Origin of the sequence: Rufibacter glacialis (genome assembly GCF_008271745.1) — a bacterium.
Lineage (GTDB): Bacteria > Bacteroidota > Bacteroidia > Cytophagales > Hymenobacteraceae > Nibribacter > Nibribacter glacialis.
In genome coordinates this window covers 110,690-128,776 of the sequence record NZ_VKKZ01000022.1, presented here as the reverse complement: position 1 = coordinate 128,776, position 18,087 = coordinate 110,690, and the positions used below count along the sequence as shown (strand labels likewise).

At 51.3% G+C, this 18,087-nt stretch carries 6 protein-coding genes; 2 read left to right on the top strand and 4 right to left on the bottom strand.

The window, feature by feature from the left end; all coding sequences use genetic code 11:
- Positions 1-443: 443 nt before the first annotated feature.
- The gene (locus FOE74_RS21260; RefSeq protein WP_188686771.1) at positions 444-5,273 is read right to left on the bottom strand and encodes a rhamnogalacturonan lyase family protein; all 4,830 of its coding nucleotides are present in this window, start codon (positions 5,271-5,273) and stop codon (positions 444-446) included.
- A 747-nt stretch (positions 5,274-6,020) separates the two neighbouring features.
- On the opposite strand from FOE74_RS21260, the gene FOE74_RS14500 reads away from it, so the two are divergent.
- Positions 6,021-7,037: a family 43 glycosylhydrolase gene (locus tag FOE74_RS14500; RefSeq protein ID WP_149099350.1), complete on the top strand. Its 1,017-nt coding sequence runs from the start codon at positions 6,021-6,023 to the stop codon at positions 7,035-7,037.
- A gap of 267 nt (positions 7,038-7,304) precedes the next feature.
- Positions 7,305-10,238: a DUF6298 domain-containing protein gene (locus FOE74_RS14495; protein ID WP_149099349.1), complete on the top strand. Its 2,934-nt coding sequence runs from the start codon at positions 7,305-7,307 to the stop codon at positions 10,236-10,238.
- Positions 10,239-10,477: 239 nt separating this feature from the next.
- Here the strand turns inward: FOE74_RS14495 and FOE74_RS14490 are convergent, their stop codons facing one another.
- The 3 genes from FOE74_RS14490 to FOE74_RS14480 form a co-directional block, all read right to left on the bottom strand.
- Positions 10,478-12,499 carry a rhamnogalacturonan lyase gene (locus tag FOE74_RS14490; protein WP_188686768.1) on the bottom strand — a complete coding sequence of 674 codons (2,022 nt, stop codon included), beginning with the start codon at positions 12,497-12,499 and terminating at the stop codon, positions 10,478-10,480.
- 252 nt (positions 12,500-12,751) lie between these two features.
- On the bottom strand, positions 12,752-15,670 hold the full coding sequence (locus tag FOE74_RS14485) for a glycoside hydrolase family 2 protein (protein ID WP_149099348.1): 2,919 nt from the start codon (positions 15,668-15,670) through the stop codon (positions 12,752-12,754).
- 494 nt (positions 15,671-16,164) lie between these two features.
- Positions 16,165-18,075 carry a RagB/SusD family nutrient uptake outer membrane protein gene (locus FOE74_RS14480; RefSeq protein WP_149099347.1) on the bottom strand — a complete coding sequence of 637 codons (1,911 nt, stop codon included), beginning with the start codon at positions 18,073-18,075 and terminating at the stop codon, positions 16,165-16,167.
- Positions 18,076-18,087 lie beyond the last annotated feature (12 nt).

Genomic DNA, 18,087 nt, shown 5'->3' with positions numbered 1-18,087 from the left:
CTTTATAAATTGTAGCGCAGAGGAATCCTTAAAAATCTTGTTATCTTATTTTTTCCTCACCTTCTACTAAGGGCCAATGCGGTTAGGTTGGAAAAAGAACCCTTTAGCTGTTTCAGAGCAGTTTTAGAAAAAAGACCATTAAAATCCTGATCAATGGGCTTTTGATTTCTTCTGGTCCCACCTAAGAGTTCTGGTGACGACCTTAAAGTCCAGCCTTAAGTAGTATGGTTCTAACCTAAAGGCATACTACCTGGTACAGGAGTTTTATCATTTTAACTTCAACAGGCCGCCTCCGGTGCTTTAACTTAGAGCACCGGAGGCGGCCTGTTGAAGTAATCTGTTATTTGGCCTCTCCTATTCGTTTTGAGCGCCTCCTACTTTAGAACCTTTCCTGCCTTTCAAAGCAGTTTTAAAAAAGGAGGCAAATACCCATAAAACCGAGCTTATTTCACAAGTTTCAGAACAGACCTTTCATTTCCCTGGATTGCCTGCACATAATAAACCCCCGGTAGGTAGGCGTGTCCAATCAGCAGTTTGCTGTTGGCAGCCACACCTCTTTTCTCCTCAATAAGCCGGCCCGCAGCATCAGTGATGATCAAGGTGATGGGCGTAGGATTCCTGCTTTTAACCTGGAGGTTGAAGAAGTCAGTCGCCGGATTAGGATAGGCCGAAATTTGAAAATCCCTCTCCTCCAGCAGGGCTGCTGCAGCGCCTGAATTGGATATTGGAGACACACCGTGGTGGAGTGGTACCGTAACCGTTAAGGCTTGGGTACTAATATTTCCTGCTATATCAGTAGCTGTTATAGTAATGGTGTAGATGCGGCCATTGCCTGTTCCGGAGCGTTCTGCCCGAAGCCTTACCTGGTGTTCATTCACTATTTCCATATCTGGGCCTGTATTACCATCGCCTACACCATTTTCGGGCTCATTGCTGGTGACAGACAGCACCACGTTCACATTATTCCTGTCGGTGACTACATAGCTTACTTTGATGTCTTCCAAGGTATGGTTCGGTACCATTAACTTTGGCTTATTGACAGAAGCTTTGGTGATCACCGGAGCCGTGCGGTCATAAGCAACGCTGCTTCCATTGGTAGTGGTGGTCACCTGCGTTCCCATATTCCCACTTTGGTCTTGGAAATCAATGGTAAAAGCAACCTGTCCTTCCGCATCAGCGGCGGTCATAATGTAGGAGGCAGTGTAACTATTAGTGACCCCAGCCGTGGGAGGCACCGGGTTGCCGGCTATGGTTACCCTAGGAGTCTCGGTACTTTCTGAGGCGGTGAAGTTCAGGGTGATAACATCTCCCTCTTTGGCATACCCCAGATTATGATTGCCAGACGAGATAGCCACAGAAGACAAGGTTGGTTTGGTCCGATCATAGGTAACGGTACTGGCATCGGTTGTGGCAGTTACCAAAATCCCTGCATTGCCTACCTCATCTTCAAAATGAATAGTAAAGGGTACCAGGCCCTCCGCTTCGGCATTGGTTAAGGGAAAAGAGGCGCTAAACTGATTATTTTCCATTGCCGTGACTGACCCTACTTTGCCAGCAACGGTTACCTTCAGATTGGTGACAACTTCCGAAGCCGTGAAGGTCAAGGCAACCACATCGCCTTCTTTGGCTAGCGCAGGTGTAGCGTTGCTAGAAGCAATGGTCACAGCGGTCAGGGTTGGGGCGGTATGATCAAAGGTATAGATCTCTCCCTTGGCATAACCTTCGCCCAAAGGATTATTGGCTTCGTCTGTGATGCCCGTGTTGCTGCTGTTCACATTCAGGCGCAGGGTGCCGTCTCCTGTGATATTACCAACGGTTACGACAAAGGACGATCCTGAGCCTGCACTCACCGATTCAATGACTCCGGCAGCGGTTTCAGTTGACGTAAGGGTAAAATCAGAAACATCCACACCCAACACCTCTTCGGAGAAATCAACCCGGTAGGTAACAGAAGTAGCATTACTGACTTGCGGGGCAGCTGCCTCTCTTGTGATGCTGGAAACTTCAGGTGCCACCATATCAGTGACCTTAATGTTAGCCATGGTAGGAGCCTCCATATCAGTACCCAGGTAGAAACTTGGGTGGGGCGGCTGGTTGTAGCCCGAATTCTGCCAGGCCACTGCTGTCCGGTACTGCGGGTCATGCATCAAAGTAGGAATCCGGTGCTGAGTAGGGATGGTGGTGGTAAATAATATGAGCTGCGTGTTATCTGAAGTCCTGAAGATCATTTCCTCCCGCCAGTCACCCAACAGGTCGCCGGTGAGACCAGGCGTGGCCTTGCTGTCATTGTTGGAGGTGACCGGCGCTGCCTGGTAAATGGTAAAAAGCCGGTTCATGGACTTAGTGGCCGGATTCCACTTGTCCAGTACGTTTTTGTCTAAGAGCTCGCGGCTTAGGTCGCCGTCCCACCAGATCCCAAAATTGAAATTAGGCTTGCTGGTGCCAATCTGCTCTCCTTTCACGTTGTACAGGTTCCCGGAGGAGCCCCATATCTCATAGCCTTTGTGCGCCGGGTCAATATCGGCGGCCATGGCCCGACCAACGTCACCGGTAGTAGGCACCCCAAAGATAGTCTGGCTCGTTTTGGCGTCATTTAACCGCAACCCGTAGGTATCATATTGGCTGGGAGACTCCAGGCTTTGCCAGATTTCCAGTCCCGGGCGGTCTGGATCCATGTCACTCATGTGCAGGGCATCCCCGTGGCCATAGCCCCAGGTCCAAAGGCGCTTACCGTCATCGTTGATGGCACTGGAACCGTTGATCACCTCATCTTTCCCGTCACCGTCCACATCCCCTATGGTCATCTGGTGGTTCCCCTGGCTTGAAAAGGTGTTGTTAGTGGGATCACTGGCATCCTTGCTGTCAAAGATCCAGCGCAGGGTAAGTTTCCCGTCTCTCCAATCATAAGCAGCTCTTACTAATTTGTCATAATACCCTCGGCCTACGATCAGGCTGGGCCGGGTACCATCCAGATAAGCCACCGCCGACACAAAACGGTCCTGCCGGTTACCATAGCTATCGCCCCAATCTGTCACATTGCCGCGGGCTGGTTCATAGGTGGTAGTAGCCATGGCTGCCCCGGTTAGACCGTTGAAAACCGTCAGGTATTCAGGGCCTTTTTGCACCCAGCCACCAGAGTTGCGGTGATCCACATTAGCATCCCCAATGATGGTACCCATGCCATCCATTGTGCCATCGGCGGTCTTCAGGATGATCTCTGCCTTCCCGTCTCCGTCAAAGTCATAGACCATGAACTGGGTGAAATGCGGCCCGGCATTGATGTTCTTGCCCAGGTTGATGCGCCACAAATGGGTACCGTTCAATTTATAGCAATCAATGATCTGATCACCGGAATAACCGCCTGAATTGTGGTTCAACTTGGAGGGGTCCCACTTCAGGAAGATTTCGTATTCACCGTCGCCGTCTACATCACCCACGGAGCAATCGTTGGCCGAATAGGTATAAGCTACCCCATCTGGAGTGGTGCCTCCGGCTGGGATTTGCAGGGGAAGGGATAATTGATTCTTGGCCCAAACCGAAACCGGAGCAGACGGTGCGCCTTCCTTTCCGTTCAGAACAGGGCGCACTGTGTACGTGCCATTCACAGGGGTATTATCCTCAAAATTAGTGGAGGCGGTGATGGGCGTTGGGTTTAGTTTTACCCCATCGCGGTACACGTTGAAGGCGATAGCCGAAGGATCTGTGCCCAGCAGGCGCCAGCCTACATACACCTTGGTGCTGGAGGTACGGGCCGCCACAACGCCACGGTTCAGAAACTCCATTTGCTTTGGCCCGGACACCACGGCATCGGGCTGGGCAAGCGAGCTGAGGCGCAGGGTGTTGCCATAGGTGGTACCCCCGTTGATGGCATAGGCTCTTACATAATATAAGGTGGAGGGAGCAAGTCCGGTAAGGTTCACGGTAAATTGCCCGGTACCTGCTGTAGAAGCAACCACCTTGGCATTGGCAGTGGTTGGGTTGGGACTGGTGCTGTATACCACGCCGCGTTCGGTAATAGCTGAGCCGCCATCAGAGGTTATGTTACCTCCCGCTACCGCAGTTGTAGGTGTGATGTCACTGAAACCAGTGGTAGAAAGAACGGCAGGGGCCGCCGGCGGGGTGTACACCCGGACAATAGGGGTAGAAACCCCGCTTGAATTTGTTTTGGTGTACACAACAAAGGGAAATTCACTTCCAGAGGCAATCGTCAGGTTACCCACCGGCTCGTCTATGCCTCCCAACGTATTATTTGGGTCTCTTAATTCAGCCCAGGCAGTAGCACCTGCCAACTGTTTGAATACCCTGGCTTGTGAACGGGAGGTGCTGGCAATGTTGTCAATAAAAGAACAGTACAGGTTGCCTGAAACATCTCTGGTCAAGCTTAGACTAGGAGCATCACGGGAAGAAAGCGCCGTGGGCGATCCCCAGGTACCGGCTGTTTTATTGTATACAATGATGGTAGCTCTGTTGGAGTTTCCGGTATTAAAGTAAGCAATAGCCAGATTATTGGCTGCATTAAGGGCCATGTTCGTGTGCCGGATGCCCCCTATGGTGGTGGCTGTGGCAGATGCCCAGACGCCATTGCTGTACCGGAAGAGCGCCATATTTCCGGTGGTGGAAGTAGGAGTTGATTGGCTCACAAATGCTAACCAGGGAACATCTGTTTCGTCTAATACCAAACTTACGCCAACCGCAACGGTTGCAGTAACTGCACCAGCACCTACGGTCACCCAGGAAGTGCCATCGAATTTCTTTACATAAGGAGCCAGGGTGCTCCCTTCCCCGAAGGCGATATAGGGCGTGTTGTCTGAGTCAAAGGCCAGCGAACTCCGGGGCGTGGAGCTGTATTGGGAAACGGTATTGGTCACCGAACCAATTGACACGTAAAGGTTGCTGTTGTCATTGTTCAGCGGCTCCCATACATTGCCTTCTGGGTTAAAAGTTTTGACAGCCAGCTTATTGCCATTTGAGGCATCTACATAGGTTACAAACAGGTTGTTCTTCTTATCCAGGTGGATTCTGGTATAAGTAAGGTTGTTACCAAGGTTGTCCCCCACCTGTTCCCAGAGACCTGTAGCAGGGTTCCTTCTTTTTACTTTCACCACAGGCGAACTGCCTTCGCGGAAAACAACATGCGGAACATCATCTAGGGCGGTAATAGACGGGTAGGAAGCAGCAGAAGATGCTATCTGGCCTTCATTCCCCAAAATCTTCCATTGCTGAGCGGAAGAATCAGTGGCACCTGAGACTATGAAAACCAGTGTCAGGGCCAAATAGCTTAATTTTGAATGGATAAAGGACAAGATTTTCGAAGTGCCCCTTCTTCTTTTAAATAGTAGAGATATTCCCATAGAATACTGAAATGAGGTGAAGAAATGATGTAAAACTTAGTTACCTGTGGCTGTTCCTAACTTGCTGGTAGAATATGCCATATGGCTTCTCCATTAAAATCATGATTATGGATAGGTAAGTTTATGTAACTAAGGAGGATAGCGCATCCTGTTCTATCCTGTTTTCTTATGATTATTTCTAATATTTTATAAATAAAATACAAACCACCTGCCACACCTCAACCTGATAGAATAGTAGATGAATAGACAGAGAATCAGACTAGACGCTGGTCTTTTCTCTGCTTCTGCTAGAACCCAGCGGAGGATTTCCGGTAAAATTTAGATTGGCTGGACCAAAGGGGCCGTTGGCTTTTACTATTCAGGTTGTAAGGGCGTTGAAGAGGATACCTAAGTAGAGGCCCAAGCCCCGTACTTTATACTTTCAAGTAACCAACTCACAAGACCAAAGAGAATGCTTTTCTGTACTTCCACCAGGTCAAGGTTCCTTTCTTCAGCAGGCCATTAGGTTGGCAGGATAGCACAGGATAGGAAACATTCAAAAAGGAGCTACTTTTAGAAAAGAGGCCTCGAAACCCTTGTTTCTCAAAGCCTTTCCTCTACCCTATCTTAATAGTGAAAAATACTCTATCCATCATTTCTAGCTTTCTACGCCACCCTGCCTTGAGAAAAATGCAGAAGCTTTGTCTGTTCGGTATGGTTCTGATGCTTCCCTTAGGTGCCTGCGCTCAGAAGAACTTGCCGCGGCAACCGGTTTCCAAACCTTTGTTTGCGGACCCCATCTATGATGGCGCGGCTGACCCGGTGGTGATTTACCATAAAAAGGAAAAGAAATGGTTTATGCTCTACACCAACCGCCGGGCCACAGATACCCAGGCCGAAGGTGTTACCTGGGTCCACGGAACCCGCATAGGGATAGCGGAGTCAACCGACGGCGGTGCCTCCTGGACCTACCGGGACACAGCCAACATCAATTACCGTCCGGTGGCCGCCTATACGCATTGGGCACCAGACGTGGTAGAACATAATGGCGTGTTCCACATGTACCTCACCTACGTACCCGGCATTTTCACCGATTGGAACCACCCGCGCCACATCATCCACTTGACCAGCAAAGACCTGTTCAATTGGGACTACCAGTCTACCCTGCCCCTAGTCACCGACAAAGTCATTGATGCCTGCGTGTTTCGGTTACCCGATGGCACCTGGCGGCTCTGGTACAACAATGAAAGAGACGGCAAGTCCATTTACTACGCAGACAGCAAAGACCTGTACCATTGGCAAGACAAAGGTAAGGCCCTTCAGGCCAGAGGAGAAGGACCAAAGGTATTCCAATGGAAAGACCAGTACTGGATGATTATTGACGCCTGGAAAGGCTTACAGGTATTCAAATCCAATGACCTGCTCCATTGGCAAGCCCTGGAAGAGCGACTATTGGAGGAACCAGGCCAAGGCCCCGATGACCAAGCCATAGGCGGACACCCAGACGTAGTAGTGAACGGGGACAAGGCGTACCTTTTCTACTTCACTCACCCCGGAAGATCAAAAGCCAATCCGGCCCCGGCTAATTCAGTGGCCGCCAAAAGGAGTGTGATCCAACTCGCTGAACTGGGGTACCAGGAAGGCAAACTCACCTCTGACCGGGATAAGCCTACCTTTATCAACTTAAAACCAGGAAAACGGCCATAGATCTTATCACATCTCCCTTCTTGGGCAAGTAAGGAAAGGCGTAATCTAAAAGCACGCAAAGCGGATAATTCGGCTCCTCCATATCATCAGTATCTTCCGGTATAGGGCCTCTTTTGGTAAAATAAGTCCTAAACCGCAGGAACAGTTTAAGGCAAGTTTTGGAATAACTCCCCTGAAACCGTTATGTATTCACTTCTCCCCAACGCTTTCCAGCATAAGCAGCCAGCACCAGTCAGAATGCTTTTCTTTTTGGCTACGCTTCTATTCATGGAATTGCCGCTACTTCCTGTGCACGCGCAGCCCACACCTTTCTTACCGGCTATTGATTTTTCGCATGCTGGTTACGGGGGAGGCGGTGTTTCCATCCCTAAAGTTCCGGCAGTTTTACTTGTAAGGCCTTCGGGGCAAGATGACACTAAATTATTGCAAGGAGCCTTGGATCAGGCAGCACGTTTACCGCTTCAGCCAAATGGATTCAGAGGTGCCCTGCAACTGGGCGAAGGTAAATTCCTGGTCTCTGGACAGCTTCACCTGAAGGCAGATGGAGTGGTGCTAAGAGGAAGCGGAAACCTAAAAACAATCATAGTAGCTACCGGCAAGGGCCGGCGAAGCTTGCTGGTTGTTGGCAAAGAGAATCTCCCCAAGCCAGGCCCCTCCGTCAAAGTAACAGACCAAGTTGTTCCGGCCGGGAGCCGCACCTTTACCCTGGAAACCCTGGAAGGGTTCCATACGGGTGACCTGGTCGTGATAACCCGTCCCAGCACCAAAGAATGGATCGCCGCCCTAGGCATGGATACGTTAAAAGGGGTGTTCTCTGATCTTCGTTTCCACTGGCCGGCAGGTTCCCGAAACCTTGTTTGGGACCGCACAATCATCTCTCTTGACCCAGCTAAAAACCAGATTACCGTTGACGCCCCCATTACCACTGCCCTGGAAAAGCCATACGGAGGTGGCACGGTAGCGAAAGTCATGGCAGAGGCACCACTACAGCACCTAGGCCTAGAAAACCTGGTTCTGGAAAGTGAGTTTTCCAAGGCCAACCCCAAAGATGAGGAACATGCCTGGTATGCCATCAGTGTAAACCACGTGCAGGATGCCTGGGTGCAGAATATCACGGCGCGTCACTTTGTGTCTTCGGCGGTACGGGTTGGCCCTAGGGCCCGAAGAATAACGGTAGAAAGCTGCCGGAGTGAACAACCCATCTCTGAGGTTGGCGGCTACCGCCGACATAGCTTCTTAGTTGAGGGGCAACAGGTACTTGTGCAACACTGCACCGCAGAGGCAGGAATCAATGACTTCGCCATCGGGTTTACGGCAGCCGGCCCCAATGTCTTCCTGAATTGTATTGCTACCAAGGCCCAAGGCCCCAGCGGCTCTTTTGAGAGTTGGGCTTCGGGCGTACTTTATGAAAATGTGCAGGTAAACGGAAATGGCCTAAGGCTTACCTATGACATAGAACGGGCACAAGCCGGCGGCTGGACTGCCGCTAATTCTGTCCTCTGGAATTGTACTGCCCAAGAGATTGTCACTAAAGGACCTGCTACCGCGCCAGTAGTTTCCGTCACGTCACCTGAGCCGCTCTTCTCAATCCAGCTTTCAAAAAGACTGGGTAAACAGGCGTTGGCAGCCATCAGGAAACAGCCGGCTGAATACACCCAAACAGATTTCAGCCTTCTCAGAGAATTCACCCCCACAGACCTCCCTCCTGCTCCATCTGAGCAGAAACTGGCTTCCTCTCCCCTTCAAATTGTGAACGGCCGGTTTGTGATCGGGAACAAAACGCTCTGGGGAGGAATGGTGAATGATGCCTGGTGGCTGGGACAAACCTCACCAAACAACGCCTTAGATGCCGGCCTCAGTATTACCCGTTTCGTGCCGGGCAGAACGGGCCCAGGCCTGACGGAAGACCTCTCTGCCCTAGCCTCCAGAGTAGCTGCACAAGGCACCCCTTTTTACCAAAGCGGCCCCGCCATCTGGTATGACCGGCGACGCGATGACCATTCCATTGTGGAGCGCCCCAACAGCAACGTGTGGGCCGCCTTCTATGAACTACCCTGGGCCCGCAGCGGGCAAGGCAAAGCCTGGGACGGTTTAAGTAAGTACGACGTGAGCACCTACAATCCTTGGTACTTTGACCGCACCCGGGAATTCGCCCGTCTCAGCGACCAGAAAGGCCTTGTGCTGTACCATCACCTGTACAACAACCACAACCTATTAGAAACCGCTTCGCACTGGATAGACTTCCCCTGGCGGCCTGCCAACAACATCAATGAAACCAACTTGCCAGATCCGCTGGAACCGAAAGCCCGGGTTCACGTGGCCAACCAGTTCTATGACGCCACCAACCCAAAGCTAAGAGAACTGCACCGGGCGTACATCTTCCATGTATTAGACCTACTGGGACACTTTGACAACATCCTCTTCGGGTTAAGTTTCCAGTATTCCGGGCCCTTTGCGTTTCAGAGGTTTTTTCAGGAAACTGTGGCCGAATGGGAGCAGAAGAACAACCGCACTGTGCGCCTGGTGCTGGACACCAGCAAGAACGTCACCGATGCCGTATTGGCTGACCCTGCGTTGGCGAAACAGGTGGCCGTCATAGACATGCGTTACTGGCACTACCTGCCAGACGGTACCTTGTGGGCCCCAGAAGGCGGCAAGAACCTGGCTTTCCGTGAAATGCACCCCAAGGAGTTCGGCGACAATACCACCCCACAGCAAGTCTATCGGCAGGTGCGGGAATACCACACCAAATACCCAGACAAAGCCATTGTTGCCTGGCACAGCGGCGCCGGGCCAGTGCCCGCCTTGATGGCGGGCGGGGCGCAGGTCATCATGCGCAACCCTACGGCTGGGCACGGGCAAGGAAGGACCGTAGATGCCCATCCGCTGGATTCCTTTGTACAGCAGCATCTGGCCGCCCACCTCATGCACCTGCAACCTCAAGACGGACTGCTTGCCCATAGTACCCAGAACTGGGCATTAACTGATTTAAAAAGGAACACGGTTCTTCTGTCCTCCCTTGCTGGTCAGGAAATCACCTTTGATCAGAAGCTTCCTAAGAAAACCTATACCGGTCGTTGGTTTGATCCGAATTCGGGTAAAACGCAACCTGCTGAGTTACCAGCCAAGTTAAAAAAGGGAACGGCCTTACCTAAGCCTACTGCCGCCCATTGGCTCTTGTTACTGAAGGCTGCTCGATAATTTTAAACAGGTAGAAATTAATTGCCACTAAACTATTGGAGAAGGAAGTGATTCAGAAGCTATCTCATTTATAAGATTATTAGCTGCGCACAGAAAAAGGCCTTCCCAAAAAAACATAGCCCAGGTACTCCTTCCTTCTCTGTCACCCTGAAACGACCTAGTGAACAATCTAGACCGGCCTTTCTGAACCGCCAGTGCCGTATGCTACCAAGGTCTTTACAGAATGACAAAAGGTGGAGTTAAAGCCGTTTGCTTACTACTTTTTTTCGGATGGGTTTAGCAGAAGTAGGTTTAACGGTAGCCGACTTAGCAGAAGAAGAGGAAGCAGAGGTTGGTACTAAGAAAATAGAAGGAGTTGGAGGAGATGCCATGCCTTCCCCTACATAAAAACTAGGGTGGGGCGGTTGGTTGTAAGCTACGTTCTGAGTGGCAATGCCCGTGCGGTATTGCGTATCATGCATAAAGGTGTAAAACCGATGGGTAGTAGGAATGGTAGTGGTAAAGAGGAGCAGCTCCTTGTTATCGCTACTTTTGAAAATCACCTCTTCGCGCCAGTCCCCCAGAATATCAGCACTTATGCCAGGGGTGGCTTTGGTGCCGTTGTTACTCTGCGCCCCAAACTCGTTTGCGGACAGTAGTCTCTCCAGCTTGCTGGTGTTGTAGTCCCATTTTTCTATGGCAGTGCCGCTTAGGAGTTCGCGCAGCAGGTCGCCGTCCCACCAGCTGCCAAAGTTCATGCTTCGGGGCCGGGTAGGCGAAATTTCTACCCCTTTGGCGTTATACAATCCTCCGGTAGCTCCCCAGGCCTCATATCCTTTGTGTCTGGGATCAATGTCAGCGGTCATGGCCCGACCGATGTCTCCCTGGGCAGGCACGCCCCAAAGCTTTTCGCCGGTAGCGGCATCACGCATCCAGAGACCGTTGCCCTGGTATTGCCGCTGTGACTCATGGGCGGTCCAGGTTTCTAAGCCAGGGCGGTCCGGGTCCAGATCACCCACGTGCTGGGCATCACCATGGCCTAAACCCGTGCTATAGAGCCCGGTACCGTCATCATTGATGGTCATAGAACCGAACACCACTTCATCTTTGCCGTCCTTGTCTACGTCACTGATGCTTAAGTTGTGGTTGCCCTGTCCCGCATAAGCCCTGTTGCCTTCGTTGTTAGAATCAAAAACCCAGCGTTGGGTTATCTTGCCGTTCCGCCAGTCCCAGGCCGCCAATACCGCCCGGGTGTAATAGCCCCGGGTCATGAGCAGGCTCGGCCGCTGACCGTCAAAATACCCCACCCCGGCCAGGAAACGGTCCACCCGGTTACCATTTGAGTCGCCCCAACCAGCCACCTCGCCTCTGGCCGGCACATAGTCCGCGGTTGCCATGGCAGCGCCTGTTCGCCCATTGAAGACGGTCAGGTATTCCGGTCCTTCCAGAATGAACCCAGACTGGTTCCGGTGGTCAGCTGAAGCATTCCCGATGACCTTACCCGCTCCATCTACCGTTCCATCGGCGGTTTTACAAGCTATTTCGGCTTTGCCATCACTGTCCAGGTCATACACCATAAACTGGGTATAATGGGCCCCAGCCCTGATGTTCCTGCCCAAGTCAATGCGCCACAACCGGGTTCCATTTATTTTGTACGCATCCAGGAAGACGTTCCCGGTATACCCTCTGTGGGAATTATCTTTGGCGTTGGAAGGGTCCCATTTCACAATGATTTCATACTCACCGTCGCCGTCTAAATCACCAACACTGCAGTCTCCGGGACTATAAGTATAATTTACGCCATCTGGAGTGGTACCGCTGGCTGGTTGTTGAAGGGGTATCCGCTTAAAGGGCTCAACCCATACTGAAGCCGGAGCAGAAGCCGCTTGCTCCTTCCCACCTATGACCGGCCGAACGGTGTAGGTTTCATTCACATTTGTTTTGTCTGCGTAATTGGTGGCGCCGGTGATGGGAGAAGTATTCAGTTTACTCTTCCCGCGGTACAGGTTAAAGGCAATATTCTGGGGATCAGTGCCCAAAACCCGCCAGCTCACGAATACCTGATCCTGGGCGGTTCTGACTGCTACTACCCCGCGCCCCAGGTTTTCTACATGACGTTGCGCAACTCCGGCAGTAAAGACAAACAGCAACAGGCACAAGATCCCCAGCCTCTTGTTCCCATACCTGTGCTGCTTTTCATTATGGGGGAGCAGGCGTTCTATAGGATTCTCCTTTCTTTTTGGAGATTGATGCTCAAAAGAAACGGGTTCGTATTGATTCATATAGGTAAGACTAAGAGGAGGCAGTTTTCAAAGTTACAACCCTTGGTTTCCTTCTGTTTCAGAGCCGGTTTAGCGGAAAAAGGCCTAAAACCAATTAAGCCATCCTCCTAATAAGAGGATTTTGTCCCGGGCCTTTCAAGGGAGCCGCTAGCTGGAACAATTCTTTTTGAATCAGGCAATTCAATAGAACCTGATCTATTACCTGAAGGAAAAAAAACCCTGACAAGTGTTCTACCTGCCAGGGCTTCCCGTTTAAAACAATTCGTTTACTACAGGCCTGTCAAACTGCTGGGAATTACCGTCCGTTTTTGGCAGGCCGAAGTAGAAGTACAGGGTCCGTTTGATAGGCCCGGAAACCTTGTTCAACTCGCCTGCGGGGCCCAGGTTTTTGGTGTTGGCACTGATATTCAAGGCTAATTTGGTGCCCAACGCCGGAATGTTGTCCAGGAAAGACACATTCCCGACAGGCAGTTCCGGATGCGGCTTTATCCCTGAAAGCCCATAGAAGTCAAAGCGGCGCACAAACAGCCCTTCCTGCGGAGAGGCGACAATGAACTTGCCTTCCGCGGTGTTGAACTCCATCCAGATGATGTCTGAGAAGTACCCCTTGAACTCTGGGTACTGCCACGGGGCACTTCCGGTCTGAGTGTCGTTATAGTAATTCTCCCACACGCCATGCTCCATACCCTGAGGTCTGTTTTTCCAAACGCGGTACGGGCCTTTGCCCAGCCACTTGGCCCCAATAATGAAGTTCTCTGGGTAGGTGAAGCTGATACCGGTGAAAGGATAGTGCCCGTTCAGGCTGTACTCATAGTCAAGGCTTACCCAGCCGCTGCCGTGCATCTTCCATTTGGCATACTTCAGGTCGCCGGAGTAATTGACTTCCACCACGTGGCCGTCACCGTCTTTGTAATGCCTCACGTTGGCTACCTTCGCATTCCCGGAAACCATGACAGGTCCATCGCCGAAATTCAGGTTTTTGGCCGTGATATTGGTGACCTCCGTCAAAGTGCCTTTCTTCTTGTCCAGCTTGATCCCAATCTCGCCGCCTCTCAGTTGGATGGTGGAATCCGTCTCCGTGACTTCCACTTTCCAGTCCGGCACCGCGTTTTTTTTCTGATTGGCAGAATCAGTTTTAGTGGCGGCTTTGGCCTGGTCCTTGGTCAGCAGCACAATGCCCTCCAGCAGTTTATCAGGGGTTTTAACGTTCCAGGTCCAGGTGTAGAGCAGTTCTTTCTGCGGGTCAAAGGCTGAAAGCAGCAGCACGTCATACTCTTTCCAATCAGCGGGCAGGTTGAGTTTCAGGCTTCCTTTGGCCGTTGGCGCGATAGAAGGCCCGGCACCGGTGCCTTTCTTGCGGGTCACCGTTCCGGTAAACGTGTCACCGGGCTTGCGGTAATCCGCCAGCTCCCACTGGAAGGTGCATTGGTTCAGGTTGGTGAAATGGTAACGGTTCTCCACCGGGATAGTGCCATCAAACGCAGCGGGCAGTTTCTCCATTTTGAGGTGGACCGGCGAGTATATTTCCTTGATGGCGAAGAAGCTGCCTTCTTTCTGGCGATGCGGGCCCACCAGCCCATCGGGGGCGTTTACCCGGTTCACGTCTATGATATTGTTCAAGTCCGTGCGCACGATTCCCTCGTCGGCCAGGTCCCACAGGAAGCCGCCTGCCCCCAGTTTGCTGTTCCAGTGCAGTTCCCAGAAATCAGCCAGCGAGGTTCCACCGCCGCCATCATCCTGGGCGTGCAGGAACTCCGTAGGCATGTAAATATTAGGGCCTTCCAGTAAGTTTTTGGTGCTGTAGTAATCTTCGTAGTGGTTGCAGTCTATGCCGTTGAACGCGTTGCCGGGACGATGATGTGCATGGATGACCGGCCGGTTAGAATGGTCATACTTGGCATAGTCATCTACCAGTTCTTTGTTGTGGCCACCTTCATTGCCGTTGCTCCAGAAGATGATGGACGGGTGGTTCGCGTCACGGGTCACCATTGACTTCACCAGCGGGGCTCCGGCCTTGGTGCTATAGGCTTTCTGCCAACCGGCCAGCTCGTTCAGCACATACAGCCCCAAAGAATCACAGAGTTGCAGAAAGCTTTTGTCTGGCGGGTAGTGGGAGCACCTTATGGCGTTCATGTTCATTTCCTTCATCAGCTTCACATCCATCAGGTCAATGTCGCGGTTCACTGCGCGGCCCGTCTCTGGCCACCACACGTGGCGGTTCACCCCTTTCATCTTGATCTTGGTGCCGTTGAGGTAAATGCCGTCTCCCTGTCTGATCTCTATGGTACGGAACCCGAACTTATCCGAGGTCTGGTACAGGTTCTTCCGGCCTGACCGGATAGAGGTCTTGACGGTATAGAGATGAGGCGTTTCTGCGGTCCATTGCAAGGGGCTGTTGACCTTGGTTTTGATGTTCACCAGGGTGTCTTTGGCAATAATGGCCCGACCGGTGCCCACCACTTTGCCGGCGGCGTCCACTACTTCGGCTACCACTTCCTGGCCCGGCTGCGGGTTCACCAGGTGCACGTTCATAGAGAAGGCTCCGTCTGCCTTGGCGTCAATGGCGGTATAGGCCACGTGCTGCGTTGGATAGGCTTCCAGGAAAACCGGGCGGAAAATGCCCCCGAAGATCCAGTAGTCGGCCAGGCGTTCCGCGTTGTTCACGGACGCATCTGCTGACATTTTGCTCACCGTGACTTCCAGAAGGTTGTCTTTGCCGTACTCCAGCTTGTCTTTGATGTTGTATTTGAACTGGTAGAAGGCCCCCTGATGGATGGGCCCTGCTGATTTGCCGTTGATTTTCACCTCGGTGTCGGTCATGGAACCTTCAAAAACAATGTACACGTCTTTGCCTTTCCAGTTCTTGGGTACCTGGAACCGGTGCTTGTACAGGCCTTTCTCATCCGCGAAGCGAAAGTTCTTGCCGTACGTCACGTAGTCACGCCCGTAGTTGTAAGTCCCAAAGCCCTGCTGCTCCCAGTGCGAGGGCACCTGAATGGTGGTCCATTTCCCGCTTTGCCGTCCGCCAGTCACCATAAAGTCCCAGGCTACGGTGTTCTTGTTGTCGGTGCCAGACAGGTACTGGACTTGCCGGGTTTCTGGCCCTTTCGCGTAGGCTCCGGCCAGGCCCAGCCACAGGAAACTAAGGAGTACGATTCTTCTAATCAGCATGTGCTACGTGTTGTGGTGGTATGGTACTAGATACTCAATGGTAAGTTTATTGACTACCAGAGGTAAGATGCTTACCTGGAAGCCTTACCCAAGCAAGGGAACGTCTTGTGACTTCCTTCCCAATGTAAGGCCGGTTTAGGAGCTGTTTTCAGCAAATCAGCTGTTAACTCACCTTTTATTTTATTGCTTCTGGGGTGCCCTTCGCTCCTTCTGCTCGTTACTAGCTTTGAAATTAAACCCGCGATTTGGCGGAAGCATCCTGTTCTATCCGGTTGTCTTGGTTTTAGCTGTTGCCCTGCGCACCCTCTCCCCCAGAATCTCCCTAAGGGCAAAAACTGTTTCAGGCTTATTTTACTAAAAACAGCCAAAAAAGGCCCCATTAGGATATTGACTGGTGAATTAAGGTAATCCTGGATTTCCTGCTTTCTTCCTAAAAGAAAAGGGAAACAGAAGATGGACCTCCTGTCTCCCTTTCCTATTGGGCCTTTCCTTAATTAATACCCAGGGTTTTGTTGAGCCTGACGTTGATCAGAGTTAAGCGGTTGCCCATTGACGGTTAACCGCTCCAGGTGTTGTAATGGAATTGGCCTAAGGGCATGGAAGCCTTGTAGATTTTTAACATCCGGATTGAAGGCCTTTGCCCTATTCAAAAGTGATTCTGTCCGAACCAAGTCTTCCCACCGGTGGAACTCACCCGCCAATTCACGGGTCCTTTCATTCAGGACAAAATGGATAAATCTATCTGCCGTGGAAGACACACCAGAGGGGTAAAGCTCACTTGGGGCATTAGTGGTAAACAAGGCGGTAGTGGCCCTTATCTCAGAATAGGTACTAGCCACATTGTCTTTTTGACCACCTTCCACTAGCCAGTATTCCGGACGCTTTGCTTCCCCGGCTTTATAGGCGGCCCTTTGCCTTAGGACATTGATATATTCCAGGGCTTTGGCATAATCACCTTTACGTCCATACGCTTCGGCAGCAATGAGGTACGTTTCTCCTAAACGCGCCAGTATACCATCTTTTACTCCTTGTTGCTGGTTCGCCGTTAGCCGGAATGGATCAAGCCACTTCACCAACGTTGGGTACCTATTCCGGGTGGTAAAGGCTGAAACCAATTCACCTCTACTATTTCTGTAGTATCTAGGGAAAAGAGCATGGGGTGACGCATCAATGGTAGCCTGTGTCAAAGCGGTAGCCGGGGTGTTGACCCAGATATAGGCTGCTGTATCCCCCTCAGTAAATTTGGGTTTGTCTCTTAGGCTTGGGTCAGGCGCATTGGAAGCTGACCATTTAGGAATGGTACCCGGGTTATTGGAGATCCAGGCTAGCTTGAAGCTCTTATAAAAGCGGGAATCATTCTTACGATCATATATGTCCATGGTATAATCCGTGGGCATCAACCTACGGAAAGGTCTTCCATTTATGATATCACGCCGCATGCCAGGAAGGTTGTCATACTGCATGATGTAATACATGTGGGTCTGGTTCCCATAACGCCCGGCAATCAAAGGATCATCGTTCCATTGGGCAGAGAATATAATTTCTTTGCTGGTCTGGGACTTGTTTACATTGTCATCATAACTAGACAAAGCCCACAAATTAGAAAAGTCATTTTCCAGAACATATACAGGGGATTTGATAACCAAATCAGCAAAATAAGCAGCGCTGTCTATATCAGTTGGCTGCTGGCCGCGCTGTTCCGCCTTGGCGCTGCCTCTGGTAAGGTAGGCCTTTGCCAAGAAATGCTGGGCGGCTCCTTTTGTTGCCCGGCCAAAATCCCGTTGGGTTGCTGGTAAATTATCAGCCGCAAACCTGAGGTCTGAAATGATGCTTTTGTATACCTCTGGCACCGGGGCTCTGTTGAATTCTGTTCTGATACCTTGGGTGGGCTCCAGCACCAATGGAATTGCCCCAAACTGCTGCACCAGGGTAAAATAGTAGAGCCCCCGCAAGAAGCGTAATTCTCCCATTCGTTGGGCTTTGGCTACCGGTGTGGTAAGGGTTCTCACCCCTTGCACCTCTGGCAGATACTTGATTCCGTTGTTTGTGCGGTTTATTCCATCATAATAAGTAGCCCAAACCTCGTGTATAAAAACATCTGGGTCAGCTGGGTTGGCATTCAACCGGCTATCATAAGTGTTATAGTAGTTAAAGTTCACCTGGTCCCCATGGGTAAATTCATCGGTCCCAAAATTCCAAAGGGCGTATGCCCATTCGTAGGTGAATTTTGTGCGCGTTGGCTCATAGGAAGCGTCTATCAGATCCTCTACCCCTTGCTCAGTACGGTAATAGTCCTCTGTGAGCGTACCCACTAATTCCTCTTCCAAGAAGTCATTACAAGAGAGGGTACCTAACAGCAGAAGCGACGCCAAAATGGATGCAATACGTATATTCCTCTTTTTCATTTCCTTGTCTCT

Excerpts from the sequence above, each read along its gene's own strand:
- FOE74_RS14490 (WP_188686768.1), bottom strand. The coding sequence starts at position 12,499 with ATGAATCAATACGAACCCGTTTCTTTTGAGCATCAATCTCCAAAAAGA.
- FOE74_RS14495 (WP_149099349.1), top strand. The coding sequence starts at position 7,305 with ATGGAATTGCCGCTACTTCCTGTGCACGCGCAGCCCACACCTTTCTTA.
- FOE74_RS14500 (WP_149099350.1), top strand. The coding sequence starts at position 6,021 with ATGCAGAAGCTTTGTCTGTTCGGTATGGTTCTGATGCTTCCCTTAGGT.
- FOE74_RS14485 (WP_149099348.1), bottom strand. The coding sequence starts at position 15,670 with ATGCTGATTAGAAGAATCGTACTCCTTAGTTTCCTGTGGCTGGGCCTG.
- FOE74_RS14480 (WP_149099347.1), bottom strand. The coding sequence starts at position 18,075 with ATGAAAAAGAGGAATATACGTATTGCATCCATTTTGGCGTCGCTTCTG.